The sequence below is a fragment of the Oceanimonas sp. GK1 genome, assembly GCF_000243075.1.
Taxonomy (GTDB): domain Bacteria; phylum Pseudomonadota; class Gammaproteobacteria; order Enterobacterales; family Aeromonadaceae; genus Oceanimonas.
Window position 1 is genome coordinate 1,235,693 of the sequence record NC_016745.1, and the last position, 19,715, is coordinate 1,255,407.

At 62.8% G+C, this 19,715-nt stretch carries 23 protein-coding genes; 15 read left to right on the forward strand and 8 right to left on the reverse strand.

What is annotated here, in order from left to right:
* Positions 1–2 precede the first annotated feature (2 nt).
* The 7 genes from GU3_RS05950 to GU3_RS05980 all read right to left on the reverse strand — a co-directional run bounded on the left by GU3_RS05950 (position 3) and on the right by GU3_RS05980 (position 5,689).
* On the reverse strand, positions 3–620 hold the full coding sequence (locus GU3_RS05950; protein WP_014291623.1) for a 3'-5' exonuclease: 618 nt from the start codon (positions 618–620) through the stop codon (positions 3–5).
* Between the two features lie 111 nt (positions 621–731).
* Positions 732–2,522 carry a putative nucleotidyltransferase substrate binding domain-containing protein gene (locus GU3_RS05955; protein ID WP_014291624.1) on the reverse strand — a complete coding sequence of 597 codons (1,791 nt, stop codon included), beginning with the start codon at positions 2,520–2,522 and terminating at the stop codon, positions 732–734.
* A gap of 76 nt (positions 2,523–2,598) precedes the next feature.
* Positions 2,599–3,030 carry a YqaA family protein gene (locus GU3_RS05960; protein ID WP_014291625.1) on the reverse strand — a complete coding sequence of 144 codons (432 nt, stop codon included), beginning with the start codon at positions 3,028–3,030 and terminating at the stop codon, positions 2,599–2,601.
* Positions 3,023–3,712, reverse strand: coding sequence for a gamma-glutamyl-gamma-aminobutyrate hydrolase family protein (locus GU3_RS05965; RefSeq protein WP_014291626.1), 690 nt, complete (start codon positions 3,710–3,712; stop codon positions 3,023–3,025). The genes GU3_RS05960 and GU3_RS05965 overlap by 8 nt, the downstream gene beginning before the upstream one ends.
* Positions 3,700–4,668: an amidoligase family protein gene (locus GU3_RS05970; protein ID WP_014291627.1), complete on the reverse strand. Its 969-nt coding sequence runs from the start codon at positions 4,666–4,668 to the stop codon at positions 3,700–3,702. Before GU3_RS05970 ends, GU3_RS05965 begins: the two co-directional genes overlap by 13 nt.
* Positions 4,669–4,709: 41 nt before the next feature.
* Positions 4,710–5,063, reverse strand: a complete 354-nt coding sequence (locus GU3_RS05975; protein WP_014291628.1) for a DUF2956 domain-containing protein — start codon at positions 5,061–5,063, stop codon at positions 4,710–4,712.
* An 8-nt stretch (positions 5,064–5,071) separates the two neighbouring features.
* Entirely contained in the window at positions 5,072–5,689 is a 618-nt protein-coding gene (locus GU3_RS05980; protein ID WP_014291629.1) for a molecular chaperone TorD family protein, read from the reverse strand.
* 252 nt (positions 5,690–5,941) lie between these two features.
* On the opposite strand from GU3_RS05980, the gene glyA reads away from it, so the two are divergent.
* The 11 genes from glyA (at position 5,942) to GU3_RS06035 (ending at position 15,798) form a co-directional block, all read left to right on the forward strand.
* Positions 5,942–7,195, forward strand: coding sequence for a serine hydroxymethyltransferase (gene glyA, locus GU3_RS05985; protein WP_014291630.1), 1,254 nt, complete (start codon positions 5,942–5,944; stop codon positions 7,193–7,195).
* 297 nt (positions 7,196–7,492) lie between these two features.
* Positions 7,493–7,942 (forward strand): transcriptional regulator NrdR, encoded by a 450-nt coding sequence (gene nrdR / locus GU3_RS05990; protein WP_014291631.1) that lies wholly within the window; start codon positions 7,493–7,495, stop codon positions 7,940–7,942.
* Positions 7,943–9,058 carry a bifunctional diaminohydroxyphosphoribosylaminopyrimidine deaminase/5-amino-6-(5-phosphoribosylamino)uracil reductase RibD gene (gene ribD / locus GU3_RS05995; protein WP_014291632.1) on the forward strand — a complete coding sequence of 372 codons (1,116 nt, stop codon included), beginning with the start codon at positions 7,943–7,945 and terminating at the stop codon, positions 9,056–9,058.
* Entirely contained in the window at positions 9,058–9,711 is a 654-nt protein-coding gene (locus tag GU3_RS06000; RefSeq protein WP_014291633.1) for a riboflavin synthase, read from the forward strand. Before ribD ends, GU3_RS06000 begins: the two co-directional genes overlap by 1 nt.
* Positions 9,712–9,741: 30 nt before the next feature.
* Positions 9,742–10,851: a bifunctional 3,4-dihydroxy-2-butanone-4-phosphate synthase/GTP cyclohydrolase II gene (gene ribBA, locus GU3_RS06005; RefSeq protein ID WP_014291634.1), complete on the forward strand. Its 1,110-nt coding sequence runs from the start codon at positions 9,742–9,744 to the stop codon at positions 10,849–10,851.
* Positions 10,852–11,022: 171 nt separating this feature from the next.
* Positions 11,023–13,071 carry a biofilm regulation protein phosphatase SiaA gene (gene siaA, locus GU3_RS06010; protein ID WP_014291635.1) on the forward strand — a complete coding sequence of 683 codons (2,049 nt, stop codon included), beginning with the start codon at positions 11,023–11,025 and terminating at the stop codon, positions 13,069–13,071.
* The gene (gene siaB, locus GU3_RS06015; RefSeq protein WP_014291636.1) at positions 13,031–13,573 is read left to right on the forward strand and encodes a biofilm regulation protein kinase SiaB; all 543 of its coding nucleotides are present in this window, start codon (positions 13,031–13,033) and stop codon (positions 13,571–13,573) included. Before siaA ends, siaB begins: the two co-directional genes overlap by 41 nt.
* A gap of 20 nt (positions 13,574–13,593) precedes the next feature.
* Complete coding sequence (gene siaC / locus GU3_RS06020) at positions 13,594–13,971, forward strand: biofilm regulation phosphoprotein SiaC (protein WP_041542975.1); 378 nt, start codon at positions 13,594–13,596, stop codon at positions 13,969–13,971.
* The gene (gene siaD, locus GU3_RS06025) at positions 13,964–14,746 is read left to right on the forward strand and encodes a biofilm regulation diguanylate cyclase SiaD (RefSeq protein ID WP_014291638.1); all 783 of its coding nucleotides are present in this window, start codon (positions 13,964–13,966) and stop codon (positions 14,744–14,746) included. Before siaC ends, siaD begins: the two co-directional genes overlap by 8 nt.
* Before the next feature lie 30 nt (positions 14,747–14,776).
* The gene (locus tag GU3_RS06030; protein WP_014291639.1) at positions 14,777–15,436 is read left to right on the forward strand and encodes an alpha/beta hydrolase; all 660 of its coding nucleotides are present in this window, start codon (positions 14,777–14,779) and stop codon (positions 15,434–15,436) included.
* Positions 15,437–15,450: 14 nt separating this feature from the next.
* Positions 15,451–15,798: a HopJ type III effector protein gene (locus tag GU3_RS06035; protein WP_014291640.1), complete on the forward strand. Its 348-nt coding sequence runs from the start codon at positions 15,451–15,453 to the stop codon at positions 15,796–15,798.
* A gap of 140 nt (positions 15,799–15,938) precedes the next feature.
* Here GU3_RS06035 and GU3_RS06040 read toward each other — a convergent pair whose 3' ends face one another.
* Entirely contained in the window at positions 15,939–16,829 is an 891-nt protein-coding gene (locus tag GU3_RS06040) for a DMT family transporter (RefSeq protein ID WP_014291641.1), read from the reverse strand.
* Positions 16,830–17,080: 251 nt separating this feature from the next.
* Here GU3_RS06040 and ribE point away from each other — a divergent pair, with 251 nt between their 5' ends.
* The 4 genes from ribE to GU3_RS06060 are packed head-to-tail and all read left to right on the forward strand — an operon-like array spanning position 17,081 to position 19,464.
* Positions 17,081–17,548 (forward strand): 6,7-dimethyl-8-ribityllumazine synthase, encoded by a 468-nt coding sequence (gene ribE / locus GU3_RS06045; RefSeq protein WP_014291642.1) that lies wholly within the window; start codon positions 17,081–17,083, stop codon positions 17,546–17,548.
* Between the two features lie 13 nt (positions 17,549–17,561).
* A complete protein-coding gene (gene nusB, locus GU3_RS06050; protein WP_014291643.1) occupies positions 17,562–17,972 on the forward strand; it encodes a transcription antitermination factor NusB in 411 nt (136 codons plus the stop codon).
* A 47-nt stretch (positions 17,973–18,019) separates the two neighbouring features.
* A complete protein-coding gene (gene thiL / locus GU3_RS06055) occupies positions 18,020–18,988 on the forward strand; it encodes a thiamine-phosphate kinase (RefSeq protein WP_041542977.1) in 969 nt (322 codons plus the stop codon).
* The gene (locus tag GU3_RS06060) at positions 18,985–19,464 is read left to right on the forward strand and encodes a phosphatidylglycerophosphatase A (protein WP_014291645.1); all 480 of its coding nucleotides are present in this window, start codon (positions 18,985–18,987) and stop codon (positions 19,462–19,464) included. The genes thiL and GU3_RS06060 overlap by 4 nt, the downstream gene beginning before the upstream one ends.
* Positions 19,465–19,715: the final 251 nt, after the last annotated feature.

Genomic DNA, 19,715 nt, shown 5'->3' on the forward strand with positions numbered 1-19,715 from the left:
TGTTAACGACGGTTTAAAGTGGGTTCCGGTGCCAGCGCCAGGTACATCAGTGCCGTGGTCAGGGCATCGCCAAAGGCGGTATGGCGTGCCAGCAGGGGCACCTTCAGCTGGCGGGCCATGTGCTCGAAGTCGAGGTTGGGATCGATCTCGGGGTTTTGCCGCAGCTGACGCCGCCGGTAGAGGTGGGCCAGCTCAATGTGGCGGTTGGGCAGCTCAAAGCCGAACTGCTCCCGGGTCAGCCGGCTCAGAATGGCAATGTCGAAGCGCACGTGATAGCCCAGCAGCGGCCGGTTCTGAATAAACCCCAGCAGCCGGCCCAAGGCCTCGTGGGTAGGGGATCCTTCCCCCAGATCCTGATGGCGCAGGCCGTGAATGCGAATGCTGTCGCCGGTGAGCTTGGGGCTGGCGCCCAGGGTCAGCTCCAGCCGCTGGCTGGTGAGCACCCGGCGGCCACGAATGGGCACGGCGGCAATGGTCAGCACATCGGCCCGGCGCGGATCCAGGCCGGTGGTTTCGGTGTCGATGGCGATGATCTCATCGCCCCGGTAGGGCTCGAACAGGTGACGCCAGGGGCTGTCGGCGAACTTGCGCGCCAGCCACAACCGCTTCAGTGGCAGCATGTTGACTCCGTTTTGTGACTGTTGGTCATTCCGGGCTAGGCCCCGGAATCCATTCTGCAGACCACGGTGCAATCCGCCTCGGACACCGGCCTGCGCCAGCATGACGGCACCCTACAATCCCCGGATCTGAAAGTGCACTTCCAGTTTCTGCTTGAATTTCTTGACCACGTGCAGGGCATGGCGCAGCAGATCCCGCTGGTGCCGGGGCAGGGCGGCCGGATCCAGCAACTGGCTGAGGCCGTCGCCGCCCCGGGCCAGCTGCTGCTCCAGCCGCAGTTGCCAGAACAGGGTCAGCGCCGCACTCAGGTTGTCGGCCTGCTCCGGTTCGAAAATGTGCTGGTCGGTGAGCAGACGAATGCGCTCCAGGGTGTTGGTTTCAAACACCCCCTGCTCCAGGGCCAGGGCCCGCACCCCCTGCACCACCGGAAAGATGCCGCCGCGTTTGATGTCGAGCCCCTTGTCGGACTGCTTGATGTCCCCAAAAAAGGTCAGCGGGGTGTGAAAGCGCAGCGCCTGAGCGGCGAACTCGCTCAGCAGCAGATCCCGGCCCTTGACCGCCGCCAGCAGGTGCTTCTGAAAACGCCGCACCAGGGACTCGCGCCCGGCAATAAAGTGGGGATCGGCGATAATGGCCAGTTGCATATGGCTGTCCGGGGTATTGCGGCTGACCCAGTGGTCGAGGCAGGCGGTCCAGTCGTCCAGGCGCTTTACCCAGTCGGGATTGTTGACCATCACCTTACCCGGGCAGGGCGGATAGCCGAGCCGCTCCAGATAACGGCTGAACTGCTCGGCGTAGGGCAGCACCTCGGCGGGGCTGAGATTCTGATCCAGTATCAGGGCATTGTCCTGATCGGTTTTCAGTACCTGCTCGCCTCGGCCCTCGCTGCCCAGCACCATCAGCGCCAGCCGGTCGTGCAGCTCGGGCGGAAAGGCGAACGCAAAGGCCTTGCGCATCAGCTGGCTGTTGAGGCTGGCCAGCAGCTTCATGATAAAGGGCAGGCGCACGCCGTTGTTGTGCAGGTTTTCCACCAGCATGCCGAGAGTGGCAGCGGCCTCGGCCAGCTCGTCGATGTTGCCGGCCCGCAGTATGCGCAGCCCCAGCACCTGGGAGTGGGTGGAAAACTGGCTGAGCAGCTGGGTCATCTCGAGAATGCCTGCCAGCTGCTCACCTTCCATCACCGCCACCCGCTCAATTTTTTTCTGCACCATCAGCATCAGGGCATTGAACAGAAAGTCGCCCTTTTGCACCGACACCAGGTTGAAGCTGGCCAGCACATGCACCGGCTCGCCGGCGGGCAGTGCGTCGAGTACGGCGCCGTAAAGCAGATCGGTGCCGGTGAGCATGCCAAAGCTGCCGTCGTGGGCCACGATCAGCGACTCCAGGTGATGGGTTTTGAGCAGCTGGGTGGCCTGAAAAATCGAGGTCTGGCCGTCGATCACCATGGCCGGCTGTATGTTGCTGTTGTCGATACGGGTAAGAATGAACTCCGACAGGTTCTTGCGGGGCGCCGCGGTTTGTTGCCGGCCCTGAAGATCCTGCTGAAACCAGGCGGCAAAGTCCGGATTGTCGGTCATCAGGGTGAGAAAGGCCTGGGTCGGCAGCACAAAGCACAGGGTTTCTTCCAGCGCCACATAGCCGTGGCGGCATTCACCGTCGAACTGGCCGCGAAGGTCGAACAAGTCGTCAGTGGTGTACTGGGCGAACACCTCGCCCCGCTCCTTGTGGCGCTCTTCCACCACGCCCTTGAGAATGATGTAAAGGCAGTCGAGCAGCTGCCCGGGCTCCAGAATGGTTTCCCCCCGGGCAAAATAGGCGATGTCGGTCTGGTCGAGCAGATCCTGGCGCTGGTCCAGGGTCAGGGTATTAAAGGGCGGATGATCGAAATTGAACTGATCCTGCATAAGGCCTCCTTGCCGTTATCCGCCCAGTATTACAGTGGTACCGGCTTTTGCCAGCCGACTTTGGTCGCAGGCGAAACTATAGCAGCAGGGTGTCGGCGAACCAGAGAACCACGGCGTAGCGCAGCGCCTTGCCGATAAACACCAGCAGGGTAAACAGTGCCAGCGGTACCCGCATGATGCCGGCGATAAAGGTCAGGGCATCGCCGCCCACCGGCGCCCAGGCCAGCAGCAGCGACCATACCCCAAAGCGCTGAAACCAGCGCTGGGCCCGGTCGAGCTGCTTGTCGTTCACCGGAAACCAGCGTTTGTGGCGGTAGTGCAGCAGGTATTTGCCCAGCCCCCAGTTGACCATGGAGCCAAGGGTATTGCCGATGCTGGCCAGAGCCCACAGCAGCAGGGCGGCGTCGGGCTGGCGGGTGAGCACCGCCGCCAGCACCACTTCCGAATAAAAGGGGGCTATGGTGGCCGCCAGCAGGCTGCTGCCAAACACCAGCAGGTAATCAGTCATAGAGGGCCTCGGGCCAGCTCTGTTCGGCGGCCTGCACCAGGTGTTGAAACAGCCGTCGCTGACAGGACAGGTAGGGCAGGTATTCCGGGTGCCACTGCACTCCCAGCAGATAGTGATCCGTGGTGCTTTCAATGGCCTGCACAAAGCCGTCCAGATCCCGGGCCACCACCGCCAGGCCGCCGCCGAGGCGGTCCACCGCCTGATGATGCAGGCTGTTAATGCGCCAGCGGGGCTGTTGCATAATGTGGCTGAGTCGGCCGTTGCCACAGCCAATGGCGGTCTTGCGCGGCAGCGGCGTGCGCCGGTTGGAGGTATGCAGTCGCTGCGGGCGAATATCGGCGTGCAGCGAGCCGCCCAGCACCACGTTGATAAGCTGAGCGCCCCGGCAGATGCCGAGCAGGGGCAGGCTGGTGTCGAGGGCGTGCTCAATCAGCTCTATCTCAAAGGCATCCCGCTCCGGATCCGCCGGCGCCCGCCCGGTGTCGTGGCCGTACAATGCGGCGTCGATGTCGTCGCCGCCGCCGATGATTAAGCCTTGCAGCTGGTCGCGCCGGTGCCGGTGCATGTTGGCCGGGGTCAGGTGCAGGCCCCGGCCGCCGGCGAGATGCAGGGCCAGGCGGCTGGCCCACCAGGCCAGGGGCAGCCGGCTGTTGGGGCCGGTCACGCCGATCAGCGCAGCCATGGGCGTACCTTCAGGCTCCAGGGATCGATAAAGTCGGGGGTCAGTTGATCCAGGTGTGTCAGATAGGCCCGGCAGGCCCCGGCCAGGCGCTGCTCGTTACTGGCCAGCCGTTCCACCTGCAGCCAGCCGGTCCAGGCGTGGCGCAGGGACCACGCCGGGTTGTCGATATCGGAGTTGGGCAGCCGGTAGTGCAGGGTGGGGCGCTTGTGGACCTTGTCGTCCTGTACCACCGCCTGCACTTTGGACTCGTCGTGCCAGGCCAGCAGGGGCAGCAAGTCCATGGCCCGGTTGCGGGTCGGGTTCCAGGCCAGGTAGTCGGCGGTAAAGCCGGCCATGTCGGGCCGGTAGCGGGGGTTCAGCACCAGTCGCACATAGTCCTTGGGAAAAGCGCGAATATAGGGGGAAATTTTGCGGGCGGTGACGATGTCTTCGTGCTCCGTCAGCCAGTCGTGCAGGCACAGGTAGGCGCGAAAGTAGCGCAGCAGAGTGGCAATGCCGGTATCTGGCAGCTCGGGGTTGAGGTGCAGGCCAAAGGCATAATACAGGGCGTGGCGGGTGCCATGGGCGCCGTGTTGGCGCAGCTGTTCAAACAGGCGGTTGAGCTCATCGAGCCGGGACAGGGGCAGGGGCGGGCACACCAGCTCCAGCGGCACCAGTTGCCGTGCCAGGCTGCCCAGCAACTCGGTGGCGGCCTGCTCCAGCTCGCCGGGCGGGTGCCGGCGCTGGGCCCGGGCCAGTTGCTTGAGGTAGTCAAAGTCGAGCTCGGCGCGAAAATCCCCCAGGGGCGTGGCAATCTCGAACTCGTATTCGGACACCGGCCGGCGCTCGCCTTCCAGGGTGTCGGCCACCAGGGCCACCAGTTGCGGCAGGGACAGGCCGCTCAGCTCCAGCTCCACCCCCAGCCGGCGTTCGGCACCTGCTGAGGTATGCGGCTCGGGGGGCAGGGGCAGTGACATGGGCTCTCCTTGGTCAGCGGTAAGGGGTCAGCAGTCGTGGTTCAGCCGTGGCGGGTCAGCCACAAGTATAGAAAGAAGCTGGCCCAGCTCAGCCCCAGCAGGGCCCAGGGCAGCAGGCCGGCGCGGACCGACGGGGCCGGTGCCGATGCCGGCTCCGGGGCGGCATCGGTGCCGGTGTCCTGCTGGCGTTGTTGCTGCCGGCGGGCCTTGTCGGCGGCGCGGGCCCTGGCCTTTTGCTGCTTCTTGTATTCTTCTATGCCCTTCTGAATGCCCTGAGCAATGAGCCGGGTCTGCTCCTTGGTCTGGCCCGGGCGCTGGGTGGCTTTGGCCACCCGCTCGGCTTCGGCCTGGGTTTCGGGCGAGGCCTCGGATTTTTTGTGCTTGCTGTAACGCATGGGCTGGCCTATTCCGCCACGTTGTTGAGGTAGTGCAGATCCATGATAAACACCGCCTGCAGCAGATGGGCGGCAGCGGCATAAAAGCCTTGCCCGTCCCGCTCGCCACAGCGTTCTGCAAAGGCCGGCAGCCAGTCGATGAGCTGAGTGTTGGCCAGCTCCCGCTGCTGGTCGAGCAATCGGGCGCGCGCCTCATCATCGCTGTCGGCGGCGGCCAGGGCCAGGGTGCCCATCATTTCCAGCTGATTGCACACATGCAGCGGGTCGTCGTCGTTCAACTGGGTGCCGTGCTGCTTGAGCAACACCGTCATCAGCAGCAGGGCCTCCTGGTCGGGCTCGGTCAGGCTGGTGATGTTGAGCAGCGACGGCGCCGCCGTCAGGGCCTGCCACCGTTGTGCCAGGCCGGCCTGGGGCTGGCTCAGTTGCAGCGCCAGCTCCGCCTGGCGACGAAAGGCCTCGGCAGCCTCGGTCAGCGGATCCAGGGTGGCCAGGCTGTCGAGAAAGCGGTGCATGTCGTAACCGCCGAATTCGTTAAGATCGTCTTCGCTCAGGGGGGCGGCAAAGAGGGCGGTAAACCAGTGATACAGCTCGGCTCGGCGCTGGGAAGTGACTCTGAACGCTTGCATAATCCCCTTTCACTTTAAATGGTCGGCCCTCGTCGGGCAGTGAATTGAAACCCCATTCTATCGGGTTTGCCGGTCAACTTCATGCTCGGGGGAGAAAGGGGGCTTGTGTTAATGGGTTTTCAACTTTTTGTGAACTTTTCAACATTAAAGTAAAAAAAACGTGTTTAGCCGGGCTTCGGGGCTAGGCCAGGCTGCCGCTTGGGGGTACACTCTGGCTTTCAGTGACAATCCCCCATGAGTCAGGAGAGACGGATGTTAAAGCGTGAGATGAATATCGCCGACTATGATCCCCAGCTGTGGCAGGCCATCAGCGATGAAACCGTGCGCCAGGAAGAGCACATTGAGCTGATCGCTTCCGAAAACTACACCAGCCCGCGGGTGATGCAGGCTCAGGGTTCCCAGCTGACCAACAAATACGCCGAAGGTTACCCGGGCAAGCGTTTCTACGGCGGCTGTGAATACGTCGACGTGGTGGAAGAGCTGGCCATTGAGCGCGTTAAAGAGCTGTTTGGCGCCACCTGGGCCAACGTGCAGCCGCACTCCGGCTCTCAGGCCAACTCTGCCGTCTTCCTGGCCCTGGTCAAGCCCGGCGACACCGTGATGGGCATGAACCTGGCCCACGGTGGTCACCTGACTCATGGCTCTCCCGCCAACTTCTCCGGCCGCCTGTACAACATCGTGCCCTACGGCATCAACGATGAGGGCGTGATCGATTATGAAGAAATGGAGCGTCTGGCCGTTGAGCACAAGCCGAAGATGATCATCGGCGGCTTCTCCGCCTTCTCCGGCATCGTGGACTGGGCCCGCATGCGCGAAATCGCCGACAAGGTAGGCGCCTGGTTCATGGTCGACATGGCCCACGTGGCTGGCCTTATCGCCGCCGGTGTATACCCCAACCCGCTGCCCCACGCCCACGTGGTGACCTCCACCACCCACAAGACCCTGGCCGGTCCCCGTGGCGGCATCATTCTGTCTGCCGCCAACAACGAAGAGCTGGAAAAGAAACTGAACTCCGCCGTGTTCCCGGGTGGTCAGGGTGGCCCGCTGATGCACGTCATCGCCGGCAAGGCCGTGGCCTTCAAGGAAGCCCTGGAGCCCGAGTTCAAGGAATATCAGGCTCAGGTGGTGAAAAACGCCCAGGCCATGGCCGACGAGTTCCAGAAGCGTGGCTTTAAAGTGGTTTCCGGTGGTACTCACAACCACCTGTTCCTGCTGGATCTGATCGACAAGGACATCACCGGTAAGGAAGCCGACGCCGCCCTGGGTCGTGCTTTCATCACCGTGAACAAGAACGCCGTGCCCAACGATCCGCGCTCGCCGTTCGTGACTTCCGGTATCCGTATCGGTACCCCGGCGGTGACCCGTCGCGGTTTCCGTGAAGCCGAAGTGCGCCAGCTGGCCGGCTGGATCTGCGATGTGCTGAGCAACATCAACGACGACGCCACCATTGCTCGCGTGAAAGAGCAGGTGCTGGACATCTGTCGTCGCCACCCGGTTTACGCGTAAGCGTTAACGGGATGGGTGAACAGGGACTGGGGACTGGTGTTTCCGGTCCCTTTTTTATTGCCGGTTATTAACCGGGCATCGAGGTTGCCGCTGCGCGGCAATATGCGGGCAAGGCTGCCCGCGCTCCAAAGGCGGCATGCTTCTGTGGAGCGCAGGCTGCCAGCCTGCATTAGCGCCGCAGGCGCTCTATCCAGTCCCGAGTCCCCAATCCCGAGTCCCTGTATTTAACTCCCCGCTTTAAATCCACAGCCCGCTTCTTTACACTAACAGCCGGTTAACAGGCCCCGCGGAGGCACCATGCACTGCCCCTTTTGTAACGCAACCGAAACCAAGGTGATCGACTCCCGTCTGGTGGGGGATGGCCTGCAGGTGCGCCGGCGGCGGGAGTGCAATGCCTGCCGGGAGCGTTTTACCACCTTTGAAACCGCCGAGCTGGTGATGCCGCGCATCATCAAGACCAGCGGTATTCGCGAGCCCTTCAACGAAGACAAGCTGGAAGCGGGCATGCAGCGGGCGCTGGAAAAGCGGCCGGTCAGCACCGAGGCCATTGAGCAGGCCATCAGCCGCATCAAATCCCGGCTGCGCGCCACCGGCGAGCGGGAGGTGCCTTCAGAGCTGGTGGGCAACCTGGTGATGGAAGAGCTCAAGCAGCTCGACAAGGTGGCCTACATTCGCTTCGCGTCCGTATACCGTTGTTTTGAAGATCTGCGCCAGTTTGGCGAAGAGATAGCCCGCCTGGAGCAATAAGTGTTCACAAAAGACGATGCGCGCTGGATGGCCAGGGCGCTTGAGCTGGCCCGTCGCGGCCGTTTTACCACCAGCCCCAATCCGGCGGTGGGCTGTGTGGTGGTTAAGGATGGCAACCTGGTGGGCGAGGGCTTTCACCAGCGCGCCGGCGGCCCTCACGCCGAGGTGTTTGCCCTGCGCGAAGCCGGCGCCGCCGCTCAGGGCGCCACCGCCTACGTGACCCTGGAGCCCTGCTCTCACCATGGCCGTACGCCGCCCTGCGCCCAGGGGCTGATTGACGCCGGCGTGACCCGGGTGGTGGCCGCCATGGTGGATCCCAACCCCCGGGTGGCGGGCCGCGGCCTGGCCATGCTGCGTGAGGCAGGCATTCAGGCCGAGGCCGGACTGATGAGCGAGGCGGCGGAGGCGGTGAATGTGGGGTTTCTGCACCGCATGCGTACCGGCCGGCCCTTTGTGACGCTCAAGCTGGCCGCCAGCCTGGATGGCCGTACCGCGCTGGCCAACGGCGAAAGCCAGTGGATCACCGGCCCCGCCGCCCGGCGCGACGTACAGCGCCATCGGGCGCAAAGCTGCGCCCTGCTCTCCGGCGCCGACACCGTGCTGATGGACAACGCCGCCCTCAATGTACGCTGGGCCGAGCTGCCCGCCTCGCTGCGCCATGCCTATGCCGAGCAGGAACTGCGCCAGCCCCTGCGCATTGTGATCGACACCCAAAACCGGCTGCACTCAGGGCTGCGGCTGTTTGCGCAGCCCGGCCCCATTTTATTGCTGCGCGGCCAGGTTACCGGCGGCTTTGGCGACGAGGTGGAAGAGTGCGTATTGCCGCTAACCTCTCATGGCAAGCTGGATCTGGCCCTGCTGCTGGATGAGCTGGGCCGGCGTCAGCTCAATCACCTCTGGGTAGAGGCGGGGGCCACCCTGGGGGGCGCCCTGGTTGCGGCCGGACTTATCAACGAGCTGGTGCTCTATCAGGCCCCCATGCTGATGGGCAACCCGGCCCGGGGCCTGCTGGCGCTGCCGGAATTTACCGCCATGAGTCAGCCGCCCCGGCTGGCCTGGCAGGACTGCCGCTTTGTGGGCGGCGATCTCAAACTGATTGCAAGGGTAACCGACTGATGTTTACCGGTATTGTTGAAGCCACCGGCACCCTGGCCGCCATTGAACGCAAGGGCGCCTCCTCGGTGATCCGCATTCACTGCCCGACATTGGACCTGTCCGATGTGGCGCTGGGCGACTCCATCGCCACCAACGGCGTGTGTCTTACGGTCACGGCGCTGGGCAAGGATTACTACTGCGCAGACGTGTCAATTGAAACCCTTAATCGCACCGGCTTTGCGGATTACCAGTCCGGGCAGGCGGTGAACCTGGAAAAGGCGCTGTTGCCCACCACCCGTCTCGGCGGCCATCTGGTGTCCGGCCATGTGGACGGCGTGGGGCGCATCAGCAAAAAGGCCAAGGTAGGGTTTGCCATTGAGCTGTGGATCGACGCCCCGGCAGAACTTTCCCGTTATATTGCCGAAAAGGGCTCCATCACCGTGGACGGCATTAGCCTGACCGTGAACGCGGTGGCGGGCGCGGCCTTTAAATTGACGCTGGTGCCCCATACATTGGATAACACCACACTGAATGACTGGCAGGTTGGCCGCAGCGTCAACCTGGAGGTAGACATTATCGCCCGCTATCTGGAACGCCTGCTGAGCGGCGGCCAGAGTGAAGCGTCAAGCGGACTGACCCTGGCGACCCTGGCCGCCAGCGGTTTTGTGAAATAGCGGCTAACCGAATCAACCAAGGGGAACATCATGGCCTTAAGCAGTACCCAGGAAATCATCGACGATATTCGTCAGGGCAAAATGGTCATTCTGATGGATGACGAAGACCGGGAAAACGAAGGCGATCTGATCATGGCCGCCGAGCACGTGCGCCCGGAAGACATCAATTTTATGGCCAAATACGGTCGGGGCCTGATTTGTCTGACCCTGACCGAGGCCCGCTGCCGCCAGCTCGACATTCCCCAGATGGTGAGCCGCAACACCGAGCAGTTCTCCACCGCCTTTACCGTGTCCATCGAGGCCGCGGAAGGGGTGACCACCGGTATTTCCGCCGCCGATCGGGCCCGTACCGTGCAGGCCGCCGTGGCCAAGGATGCCAAGCCCGCCGATCTGGTGCAGCCCGGCCATATCTTTCCGCTCAAGGCCCAGAACGGCGGTGTGCTGACCCGCGCCGGCCATACTGAGGCGGGCTGTGACCTGGCCCGGCTGGCGGGGCTGGAGCCGTCGGCGGTGATCGTGGAAATCCTTAACGAAGACGGCACCATGGCCCGCCGTCCGGATCTGGAAAAGTTCGCCGAGCAGCACGGCATCAAGCTGGGCACCATCGCCGATCTCATCGAGTACCGCAACCAGAACGAAACCACCATCGAGCAGGTGGCCCGCTGTAAACTGCCCACCGAGCACGGCGAGTTCGAACTGGTGACCTTTCGCGACACCATCGACAACCAGGTGCACTTTGCCCTGCGCAAGGGCGAGATCAAGGCCGACCAGCCGGCGCTGGTGCGGGTGCATATTCACGACATGCTCACCGATGTGCTGATGACCGACCGCCATGCCAGCCGCAGCTGGCCGCTGGACAAGTCGATGGCGCGCATCGCCGACGAGGGCGGCGTGCTGGTGATCCTCGGCAAGGAGGAAACCCCCGACCATCTGCTGTCGGTGGTGCGCATGTTTGAAGCCGCCGACAAGGGCGAGCGGCCCGAGGCGGCCAAGCGCCAGGGTACCTCCCGCCGGGTGGGCGTGGGCTCGCAGATTTTGCGCGCCATGGGCGTGGGCAAGATGCGCCTGCTGAGCTCCCCCAAGCGTTACCATGCCCTGTCCGGCTTTGGCCTGGAAGTGGTGGAGTACGTCACCGAGTAAGCAGACTCGTTACCCCCGCGAAGGCGGGGGTCCATTCTGCGGATCTACCCTGTTACCCCTTCGCTTTCCCCTTTTGACACACATTTTAAATACGCCTTCCCGATTGAGTTTGACCGAAAAAAAGTCAACAATACCGGCCTCAATCGTATCAATTTCACGACGAAGGCAGGCATGGCCATCTGGGGAAAGGGACTTCGGGCAAAATCCATCTGGGCTTTGTTGCTGGCCTGTGTGCTGGCCTTTGTTCCGGCGGCCGGCATCGGCTGGCAGTTGCTGGCCGGGGTGCAGGAGCACTTTGGCCGGGCCTACGCCGACAACTTTACCCGCCTCAATCACCAGCAACTGCTGGTCCCCCTTACCCGTGAGCTGGCCCTGGCCGAGCGTTTTGCCAACTCGGTACTGACCCGTCAGTGGCTGGCCGGCGAAAGGGATGGCCGCCTGTTTGCGCGGGAAGCGGAAGGCTTTGCCGCCGACTTCAGCAGCCATTCTTGGTTTATGGTCAGTGCCGACTCCCTCAATTATTACTACCGTGCCCCCGAACAGCCCTTTGATGGGCGGCCGAGCTACCGGCTGGATGCACGCAGCGCCGATGATCAATGGTTCTTCAACCTGATGCGCGCGGGCGAGCGGCTGAATATTAATGTCAACCACGACAGCCGCCTTGGCACCACCCGGGTGTGGATCAACGTGCGGGTGGAAGAGCAGGGCAAGGCCCTGGGGCTGGCCGGCACCGGCATTGATCTGACCCGCTTTATCAACGATTTTATCGCCATTGATAAAGCGGGCGTGATGCCCATGATCCTCGACCGGGACGGACGCTTTCAGGCCCACGCCGACGCCAGCCTGATTGCCCTGGGCTCGGCAGCGGGCATGAACGGAGAGGGAACCACCCTGCACGACCGGCTGGACACGGCCGGCGAACGTGAACGGCTGACGGCCTTGCTGGCGCAAGCCAACAGCACCCCCAGTGGGGTGGCCATGGACTGGTTTACCCTGGAGGGGCGGCGCCAGTTGCTGGCCATCAGTTACATTCCCGAGCTCGACTGGTACCTCGCCACCGTCATGGATCTGGGGCTGGCCCAGGTGCTGGATCCGGGCCTGGTCAAGGCCGCCCTGCTCGGCCTGGTGCTGATGCTGGCGGTGCTGCTGCTGGGGCTCGCCTATGGCGTGGAACGCACCGTGCTGCGCCCCCTGCGCCGGTTGCAGGGCTCAGCCACCGCCATTGCCGATGGCAGCTACGAGGTGTCGCTGCCGGCGCCCTCCGGCGATGAAATCGGTGACTTGAGCCGGGCCTTTGGCGTCATGGTGGACAAGGTGCGCAGCCACACCGAGGAGCTGGAGCAAAAGGTGCAAAGCCGCACCCAGGCGCTGGAGCAGGCCAACCGGCAAATGCGCCAGGCGCACCAGCAGATCAACGACTCCATTGATTACGCCAGCCTTATCCAGAAAGCCATTTTGCCCGACCGGCAACTGACCCGGGTACTGGGCGAGCATCATTTTGTGCTGTGGCATCCGCGGGATGTGGTGGGCGGCGATTTCTACCTGTTTCAGCCCGGTGAGCAGGGACGCTTTCTGGTGGGGGTGGTGGACTGCGCCGGTCATGGCGTAGCCGGGGCGCTGATGACCATGCTGGCCCGGGCGGCCCTGGATCACGCGGTGCGCGAGCACGGCATGGACTCGCCGGCCGCCATTCTGCAACTGGCGGATCAGACCCTGCGCGGCATGCTGCAGGACTGCGAGCTGCCCCGGGGGCTGGCCACCACCATGGACGCCGGTCTGGCATACCTGGATCCGGTGGCGCAGCGGCTGGTGTTTGCCGGCGCCAAGATGTCCCTCTATTGCAGCGACGGGGATACCGTGGAAGAGCACAGGGGGCAGCGCCGCAGCCTGCTGGACCGGCGGCCGGGGATCTTTGAAGATCGGGTGCTGCCGGTGCATCACGATCAGGTATATTACCTGAGCACAGACGGCTACCTGGATCAGGCCGGCGGCGCCAAGGGCTTTGGTCTGGGCGGCAGCCGGTTCCGGGAGTTGTTGCGCACCCACGCCGGGCTGCCGCTGGCGGAACAGGCCGAGGCCCTGAAAGAAGCACTGGATCAATACCGTGGCGATCACGCCCAACGGGATGACATTACCCTGCTGGCGTTTCGCATGGACGCCGAGCGACAAGGAGCAACCGATGCAAGGCATAGACCTGCTGTCGATACGCGAGCAGTTTAATCAAAACCGTATTCTGCTGTGTTTCAACGGCCCCATTTCCCGCAGCTTGATCGAGGAGATCGGCAAGGCGCTGCGCAACTACCTGCAGGCCGATAACGCCCAGCCCGGCGCCGCCATGGACGTGTTCGGTGTTTACATTGAGCTGACCCAGAACATTCGTCATTACGCCTCCCTCATGGGGTATGGTGAGCGGGACGGCTCCGCCACCGTGGTGGTGGCCAGCGGGGAAGACGGCCACTACCGGGTGATGGCCGGCAACCTGGTGGACATGGCGGACGGCCAGGCCCTGTGCGATCGCATCAATACCCTGGCGGTCATGGACAAGGCCGAACTCAGGGCCGCCTACAAGACTCAGCTGCGCCAGCCCCGGAGTGAGCAGGGCGGCAGCGGTGCCGGCCTGGGGCTGCTGGACGTGGCGCGCAAGTCGGCGCAGCCGATCATGGCCCGGCTGGTGGACGTGGGTGACGGGCGCGGTTTTTTAAGCATTTTGGCGGTGGTATGAGCATGAACACGGAACTGGCAATGAACACACTGGCGATCTCCGGCACGACGTCGACGCCGACTATCATGTGCGATCCCGCCCTGGGCAGGGTGGTCATGAAAGGGGATTCCTACCCGGAAAACTCCTTTGAGTTTTTTCATGAGGTGATCGGCTGGATTGAGCAGTATCTGGAGGCCGGCGATGGCGCCCTGCACCTGGAGCTTCATCTGGTCTACATGAACACCAGCAGCGTCAAGGCCATGATGGACATCTTCGATCTGCTGGAAGCGGCCTTTGCCAAAGAGCGGCAGGTGGCGGTGCAGTGGTTCTTTGACCCGGACAACGAGCGGGTGGAAGAGCTGGCCGAAGAATTCCGGGAAGACTGCAGTTTTCCCTTTGAGGTGCTGCCCCATGGCTGAACTGCCTTCGGATGAGGAGCTGGCGCGGCTGCTGGCTGCTCCCGAGCATCAGCACAACCCGCTGTTGCCGCTGCTGGCGGCCCTGGCGGAGCGCAACCGGGAGCAGCGCCTTCGGCTGGAGCGGCTGCTGCGCATTTCCGACAGCAGCTACGGCCTGGCCATTTCCCGCAACCAGGACCTGCTGCAGCAGTACGATCGCCAGCTCAAGCGGCTGGACAAGATCACCCGCATCTCGGACCGCTACCAGCGCAACCTGCTGGAGCTCAACGATCAACTGCGGCAGGCGGCGCACCGGGATCCGCTCACTGGCCTTGCCAACCGCCGCCAGCTGATGGAGCGGCTGCATGATGAGCAGGCCCGCTGCCGGCGCGGCCAGCCCGCCTTTGCCCTGGCCATGCTGGACGTGGATCATTTCAAGCGCATCAACGACACCTATGGTCACGACACCGGCGACCGGGTGCTGTGCCGGCTGGCAGACACCCTGGCCGGCCAGTTGCGCAGCCAGGATCTGTGCGCCCGCTGGGGCGGTGAAGAGTTTGTGTTGTTGCTGCCCCATACCGCGATGGAGCCGGCCGGAGCACTGCTGAAAAGGATCATGACGGCGGTGCGCGAGCTGGTGATGGACGATCTGGTTAGCCTGCAGCTGACGGTCAGTGCCGGGCTGGCAATCCACCAGCCCAGCGAATCGCTGGACGACACCATCAGGCGGGCCGATCAGGAGCTGATCCGTGCCAAACAGGCCGGCAGGGATCGACTGCATGTGGCCGGCCCCTGAATATCCCTTTCGATAAATAACGGAGCCGGCATGCTGACCAGCCTGAAGATTGATACCGCCCCCCATCCCAATGCCTGTGTGATCTGGCTGCACGGCCTGGGGGCCGACGGCCATGATTTTGCCCCCATCGTGCCCGAGCTGCACCTGCCCGCCGGTGCCGCGGTGCGCTTTGTGTTTCCCCACGCGCCGGCCATACCGGTGACCATCAACGGCGGCATGGCCATGCCCGCCTGGTATGACATTCTGGCGATGGACATTGACCGCAAGGTGGACGAAACCCAGTTGCGCCGTTCGGCGGCGGCGGTCATTGAGCTGGTGGAGCAGCAGATCGCCGCCGGCATCGACAGCCGGCGCATTGTGCTGGCGGGGTTCTCGCAAGGGGGCGCCGTGGCCTATGAGGCGGCGTTGAGCGTTGATAAGCCCTTGGGCGGGCTGATTGCCATGTCTACCTATTTCGCCACCGCCGACAGTATTACGGCGAGCGAGGCCAACCGCGACCTGCCCATTCTGGTGCTGCACGGCACTCAGGATCCGGTAGTCAGCGAGCAACTGGGCCTGCGCGCCTGCCGTGCCCTGGAGCAGCTCGGCCATGTGCCCGAATACCACCGCTATCCCATGGCCCATGCCGTGTGTGCCGAGGAGATAGCCGACATTTCCCGTTTTTTGTGCCGTTGTCTGGCACTGAACTGACGTAAAGGAAGAAGATGAACATCAACGAATTGCAGCACAAGCTGGCCGAAGCACCGGCGTCCATTGAATTTACCGAGGTGATGGCGCTGATCGACAGCCTGTACGATTTTACCCCGGTGGCCTTTGCCAATGGCGATCAGCATAACGACGCCGGCCAGAACAACGGCTCCTGCAAGCTGTTTGCCTTTGCCCGGCTGCAGGGATTTGACGAGCAGGAAACCCTGGCCTGTTTCGGTGCCTTCTATCGTGATGACGTGCTCGGCAACCCCGACGGCGATGACCACCAAAATATTCGCAACTTTATGAACACCGGCTGGATGGGCATTGAGTTTCAGGGCGATGCGCTGACCCCCAAGGCCTAACCCCCTTATTTAACTCGTTCCCATACTCTGCGTGGGAGCGAGGTTGGGCCCTCACTCCGGCGCAAGCCGGAGTCCAGGGCGGTTTGCACCGCTGTCTGCAGCGTGGATTCCGGCTCGAAGGCCGGAATGACTCTACTTTTTTACCGTTTATACGCCTTTCTGTTCCGATACCACTCATACAGCGGCCGGCTGCGAAAGCTCAGCAGCGCCAGCAAAATCAGCAAGCAGCCGATTATCTTCTGGAGCGGCATGGGCTCGTGATACCAGAACACGCTGATCAGCACCGTCCATACCGGCTCCAGCATCATGATCAGCGCCGCGTTGGCCACGTTGCTGTATTTCTGCCCGGCACTCTGACAGAAAAAGCGCAATGACGTGGCCAGCAGCACGCTGGCGGCAAACCAGCCCCAGATATGGCCGGGCACCTGTGCGGGCCATTGTTCGAACAGGGCGGAATAGATAAGGTGCATGACGCCGGTGACCGCCAGTTGCACGCAGGTCAGCGCCATCGGGTCCACCCGCCGGGCAAAGCGGCTGTTCAGGCTGAAATAGAGCGCCAGTGACAATGACGCCAGCAAAAACAGCAACTGCCCGAGGGAGAGCGAAACGCCGTTACCCGAGGTCAGCAAAAACAGCCCGGCCACGGCAATGGGCAGCGCCAGCCAGAACTGACGACTCGGTCGCTCCCTAAAAATCAGCCAGGCCAGGGGCGGCACCATCAGCATGGCCAGGCTCATGATAAAGGCCCCTTCGCCAATGCCCTCGCTGTGGGCCACCGCCTGAATCCAGAAAATCAGGTTCAGGGTCATCACCAGGCCGATGGCGGCGGTTTTCAGCAGGTTGGCGGGGGAGGTGGCACGCAGCTGGCGCTGGCAGAAGGGCAGCAGAATGAGCGCCGCCAGCACAAAACGCCAGCCCACAAAGCCCGCCGGGGGCAGGGCGGTAATGGCTTCCTTGGAAAACAGCCAGCCCGCCGAGGCCAGCAGGGTGGCGGTAAGAATCAGCAGATCGCCGCGCCGTTCCGGCAGCATAAAGACCCCTTGAATGCAGTGAAATAAAGACGAACAGCACGGTGGAAGCGCCGCGATGCCGGACAACCGGACGGTTGCCGAATGCCGCTACTGTAAGGGATTTGAATGGCATTGCACACCATGGTGTCCGGTCCTGCGACGGGAGCGGCATTAACGGAGCCGGCGCTCGCTGCCGAGGGCGCCCGGCGAAGGCTTTTGTCAATCGCCGATTGTGCTAGAATGTGCGCACTTTTCTGCAAACAAGGATTCCCATGAAGGTAATCGAAGGGCTGATGGCCGCACCCGAGGCCAAAGTGGCCATCGTGGTCGCCCGCTTCAACAGCTTTATCAACGACAGCCTGGTGGCCGGTGCCCTCGACGTGCTCAAGCGTCAGGGTCAGGTCAAGGACGACAACATCACCCTGGTACGGGTACCGGGCGCGGTGGAAATTGCACTGGCCTGTAAAAAGCTGGCCAAAACCGGCAAGTACGACGCCATTGTGGCCTTGGGCTGCGTGATCCGCGGCGGCACCTACCATTTCGATCTGGTGGCCAACGAAAACAGCAAAACCATGAGCAGCGTGATGATGGACTATGAAATCCCCGTCGCGTTTGGCGTGCTGACCACCGAAAACATTGAACAAGCCATCGAGCGCGCCGGCACCAAGGCGGGTAACAAGGGCGCGGAAGCGGCCCTGAGCGCGCTGGAAATGATTAACGTCCTGCAGCAGCTGGACTGAGAGGAGTACTGCATTGAAACCGTCTGAACGCCGCAAGGCCCGCCGATTCGCCACCCAGGCCATTTACCAGTGGCAAATGACCAAGGACAACGTGGCCGACATTGCCCAGCAGTTTGCCCTGGAGCAAGAGACCAAGGGCGTGGACATGGACTATTTCCGTGATCTGCTGTTTGGTGTGTCGGTACACGCCACCGATCTGGATGGCGTTTTTTCCCCTTACCTGTCCCGCCCGCTGGCCGAGCTCGACATGGTAGACAAGGCGGTGCTGAGGTTGGCCTGCTACGAGCTGACCCGGCGTGAAGACGTGCCTTATCGGGTCGTGATCAACGAAGCCATTGAGCTGGCTAAGGCGTTCGCCGCCGAAGACAGTCACAAGTTCGTGAATGGCGTGCTCGACAAGGTCGTCAAGCAGTTGAAAAAATAACGGGATGCACGGGAAAAAAGCCAGCTGACGCTGGCTTTTCATTTTCTATGAATGAATTTGAAATAATAAAACAATATTTTACCGGTCACAGTGGTCGCAAGGACGTGATCATGGGCCCGGGCGACGACTGCGCCCTGCTGCAGATGCCGCCCAATACCTGGCTGGCGGTCAGCACCGACACCCTGGTGGCAGACGTTCATTTTTTTGCCGGTATGGATCCGGTGGCGCTGGGTCACCGAGCCCTGGCGGTTAACCTGTCGGATCTGGCGGCCATGGGCGCCGATCCCTGCTGGGTGTCGCTGGCGCTGACGTTGCCGCAGGTTGATGAAGCCTGGCTTAAGGGCTTTTGCGAAGGTTTCTTTGAACTGGCGGAATATTACAACGTGGCCCTGGTGGGGGGCGACATGACCAAAGGACCGCTGTCGATCACCGTGACCGTGCACGGCACCCTGCCGGAAGGCAAGGGCCTGCGCCGCAACGGCGCCAGGGCCGGCGACGGTATTTACGTCACCGGCACCCTGGGGGATGCGGCCCTGGGCCTGCAGCAGCAACTGGGTCATATTCAGGTCGGTGAATCCCATCAGGACTTTGTGCGCACCAAGTTTGAGCACCCCCACCCGCGCATTCTGGCGGGGCAGGCCCTGCGCGACATTGCCTCCAGTGCCCTGGACTTGTCCGATGGCCTGCTCGGGGATCTGGGCCACATTACCACCGCCTCCAACGTGCGTGCCGTGCTGGAACTGGAGCAGCTGCCCCTGAGCCAGGCCATGACCGACACTGTTGAGCTGGAGCGGGCCTGGCAACTGGCGCTGACCGGCGGTGACGACTACGAGCTGTGCTTTACTGTGCCCGAGGTACACCGGGGCCAGCTGGAAACCGCGCTGGCCCATTGCGGCGTTAAATTCACCCGCATCGGCCGCATGGTGGCCGGCGAGCCCGGCGTTGAGCTGCATGCGGACGGCAAGCCCTATCAGCTGGCCGCCAGAAGCTGGGATCATTTCCGGAGCGGCGAATGAGAAAGCCGGAGCTTGCCGCACTGAAGCTGTCCAACCCGTTGCACCTGTTGGCCCTGGGCTTTGGCTCTGGCTTAAGCCCCATCATGCCCGGCACCATGGGTACTCTGGCGGCCATTCCGTTCTATCTGCTGATAGCCGACTTGCCGCTGTGGCTGTATGGGGTGCTGCTGCTGGTGGGCTTTGTGGCCGGCATTAAAATCTGCAACGCCGCCACCGCCGCCATTGGCCGGCACGATCACGGCGCCATCGTATGGGACGAGTTTATCGGCTTTGGGGTCACCATGGTGGCGGCGCCGGCGGGCTGGCAGTGGCTTGCCACGGGTTTTGTGTTGTTCCGTTTTTTTGACATGGTCAAGCCCTGGCCCATCGGCTGGTTCGACCGCCGGGTGCACGGCGGTTTTGGCATTATGCTCGACGATGTTATTGCCGGCCTCTTTGCCCTAGCCTGCCTGCAGGGCCTGGCGCTGTACTTCTAATTTATCTGCCACCCCGTGAAGGCCTTCAAGGGGTCACCCAGGTGAAGGCCTTCCAACTACGTCACTTCCGCGAAGGCCTTCAAACTACCTCCCCCCCGCGAAGGCGGGGGGTACGTGTGGCCCACACGGGTTAACAGCCGGCGCCGGGTTTCTGGATTCTCACTTTCGTGGGAATAACGGTCTTGGCGTGTATTCCCCTGGCTTCTTTGCTCATGTTTATTGCCTGCCTATGCATGACGACTTAGTCACAA

Excerpts from the sequence above, each read along its gene's own strand:
- GU3_RS05970 (WP_014291627.1), bottom strand. The coding sequence starts at position 4,668 with ATGTCACTGCCCCTGCCCCCCGAGCCGCATACCTCAGCAGGTGCCGAA.
- GU3_RS05965 (WP_014291626.1), bottom strand. The coding sequence starts at position 3,712 with ATGGCTGCGCTGATCGGCGTGACCGGCCCCAACAGCCGGCTGCCCCTG.
- GU3_RS05975 (WP_014291628.1), bottom strand. The coding sequence starts at position 5,063 with ATGCGTTACAGCAAGCACAAAAAATCCGAGGCCTCGCCCGAAACCCAG.
- siaA (WP_014291635.1), top strand. The coding sequence starts at position 11,023 with ATGGCCATCTGGGGAAAGGGACTTCGGGCAAAATCCATCTGGGCTTTG.
- siaC (WP_041542975.1), top strand. The coding sequence starts at position 13,594 with ATGAACACACTGGCGATCTCCGGCACGACGTCGACGCCGACTATCATG.
- siaB (WP_014291636.1), top strand. The coding sequence starts at position 13,031 with ATGCAAGGCATAGACCTGCTGTCGATACGCGAGCAGTTTAATCAAAAC.
- ribBA (WP_014291634.1), top strand. The coding sequence starts at position 9,742 with ATGGCCTTAAGCAGTACCCAGGAAATCATCGACGATATTCGTCAGGGC.
- GU3_RS06040 (WP_014291641.1), bottom strand. The coding sequence starts at position 16,829 with ATGCTGCCGGAACGGCGCGGCGATCTGCTGATTCTTACCGCCACCCTG.
- ribE (WP_014291642.1), top strand. The coding sequence starts at position 17,081 with ATGAAGGTAATCGAAGGGCTGATGGCCGCACCCGAGGCCAAAGTGGCC.
- nrdR (WP_014291631.1), top strand. The coding sequence starts at position 7,493 with ATGCACTGCCCCTTTTGTAACGCAACCGAAACCAAGGTGATCGACTCC.
- GU3_RS05980 (WP_014291629.1), bottom strand. The coding sequence starts at position 5,689 with ATGCAAGCGTTCAGAGTCACTTCCCAGCGCCGAGCCGAGCTGTATCAC.
- GU3_RS05960 (WP_014291625.1), bottom strand. The coding sequence starts at position 3,030 with ATGACTGATTACCTGCTGGTGTTTGGCAGCAGCCTGCTGGCGGCCACC.
- GU3_RS05950 (WP_014291623.1), bottom strand. The coding sequence starts at position 620 with ATGCTGCCACTGAAGCGGTTGTGGCTGGCGCGCAAGTTCGCCGACAGC.
- GU3_RS06030 (WP_014291639.1), top strand. The coding sequence starts at position 14,777 with ATGCTGACCAGCCTGAAGATTGATACCGCCCCCCATCCCAATGCCTGT.
- GU3_RS06060 (WP_014291645.1), top strand. The coding sequence starts at position 18,985 with ATGAGAAAGCCGGAGCTTGCCGCACTGAAGCTGTCCAACCCGTTGCAC.
- siaD (WP_014291638.1), top strand. The coding sequence starts at position 13,964 with ATGGCTGAACTGCCTTCGGATGAGGAGCTGGCGCGGCTGCTGGCTGCT.
- GU3_RS05955 (WP_014291624.1), bottom strand. The coding sequence starts at position 2,522 with ATGCAGGATCAGTTCAATTTCGATCATCCGCCCTTTAATACCCTGACC.
- GU3_RS06035 (WP_014291640.1), top strand. The coding sequence starts at position 15,451 with ATGAACATCAACGAATTGCAGCACAAGCTGGCCGAAGCACCGGCGTCC.
- glyA (WP_014291630.1), top strand. The coding sequence starts at position 5,942 with ATGTTAAAGCGTGAGATGAATATCGCCGACTATGATCCCCAGCTGTGG.
- GU3_RS06000 (WP_014291633.1), top strand. The coding sequence starts at position 9,058 with ATGTTTACCGGTATTGTTGAAGCCACCGGCACCCTGGCCGCCATTGAA.
- thiL (WP_041542977.1), top strand. The coding sequence starts at position 18,020 with ATGAATGAATTTGAAATAATAAAACAATATTTTACCGGTCACAGTGGT.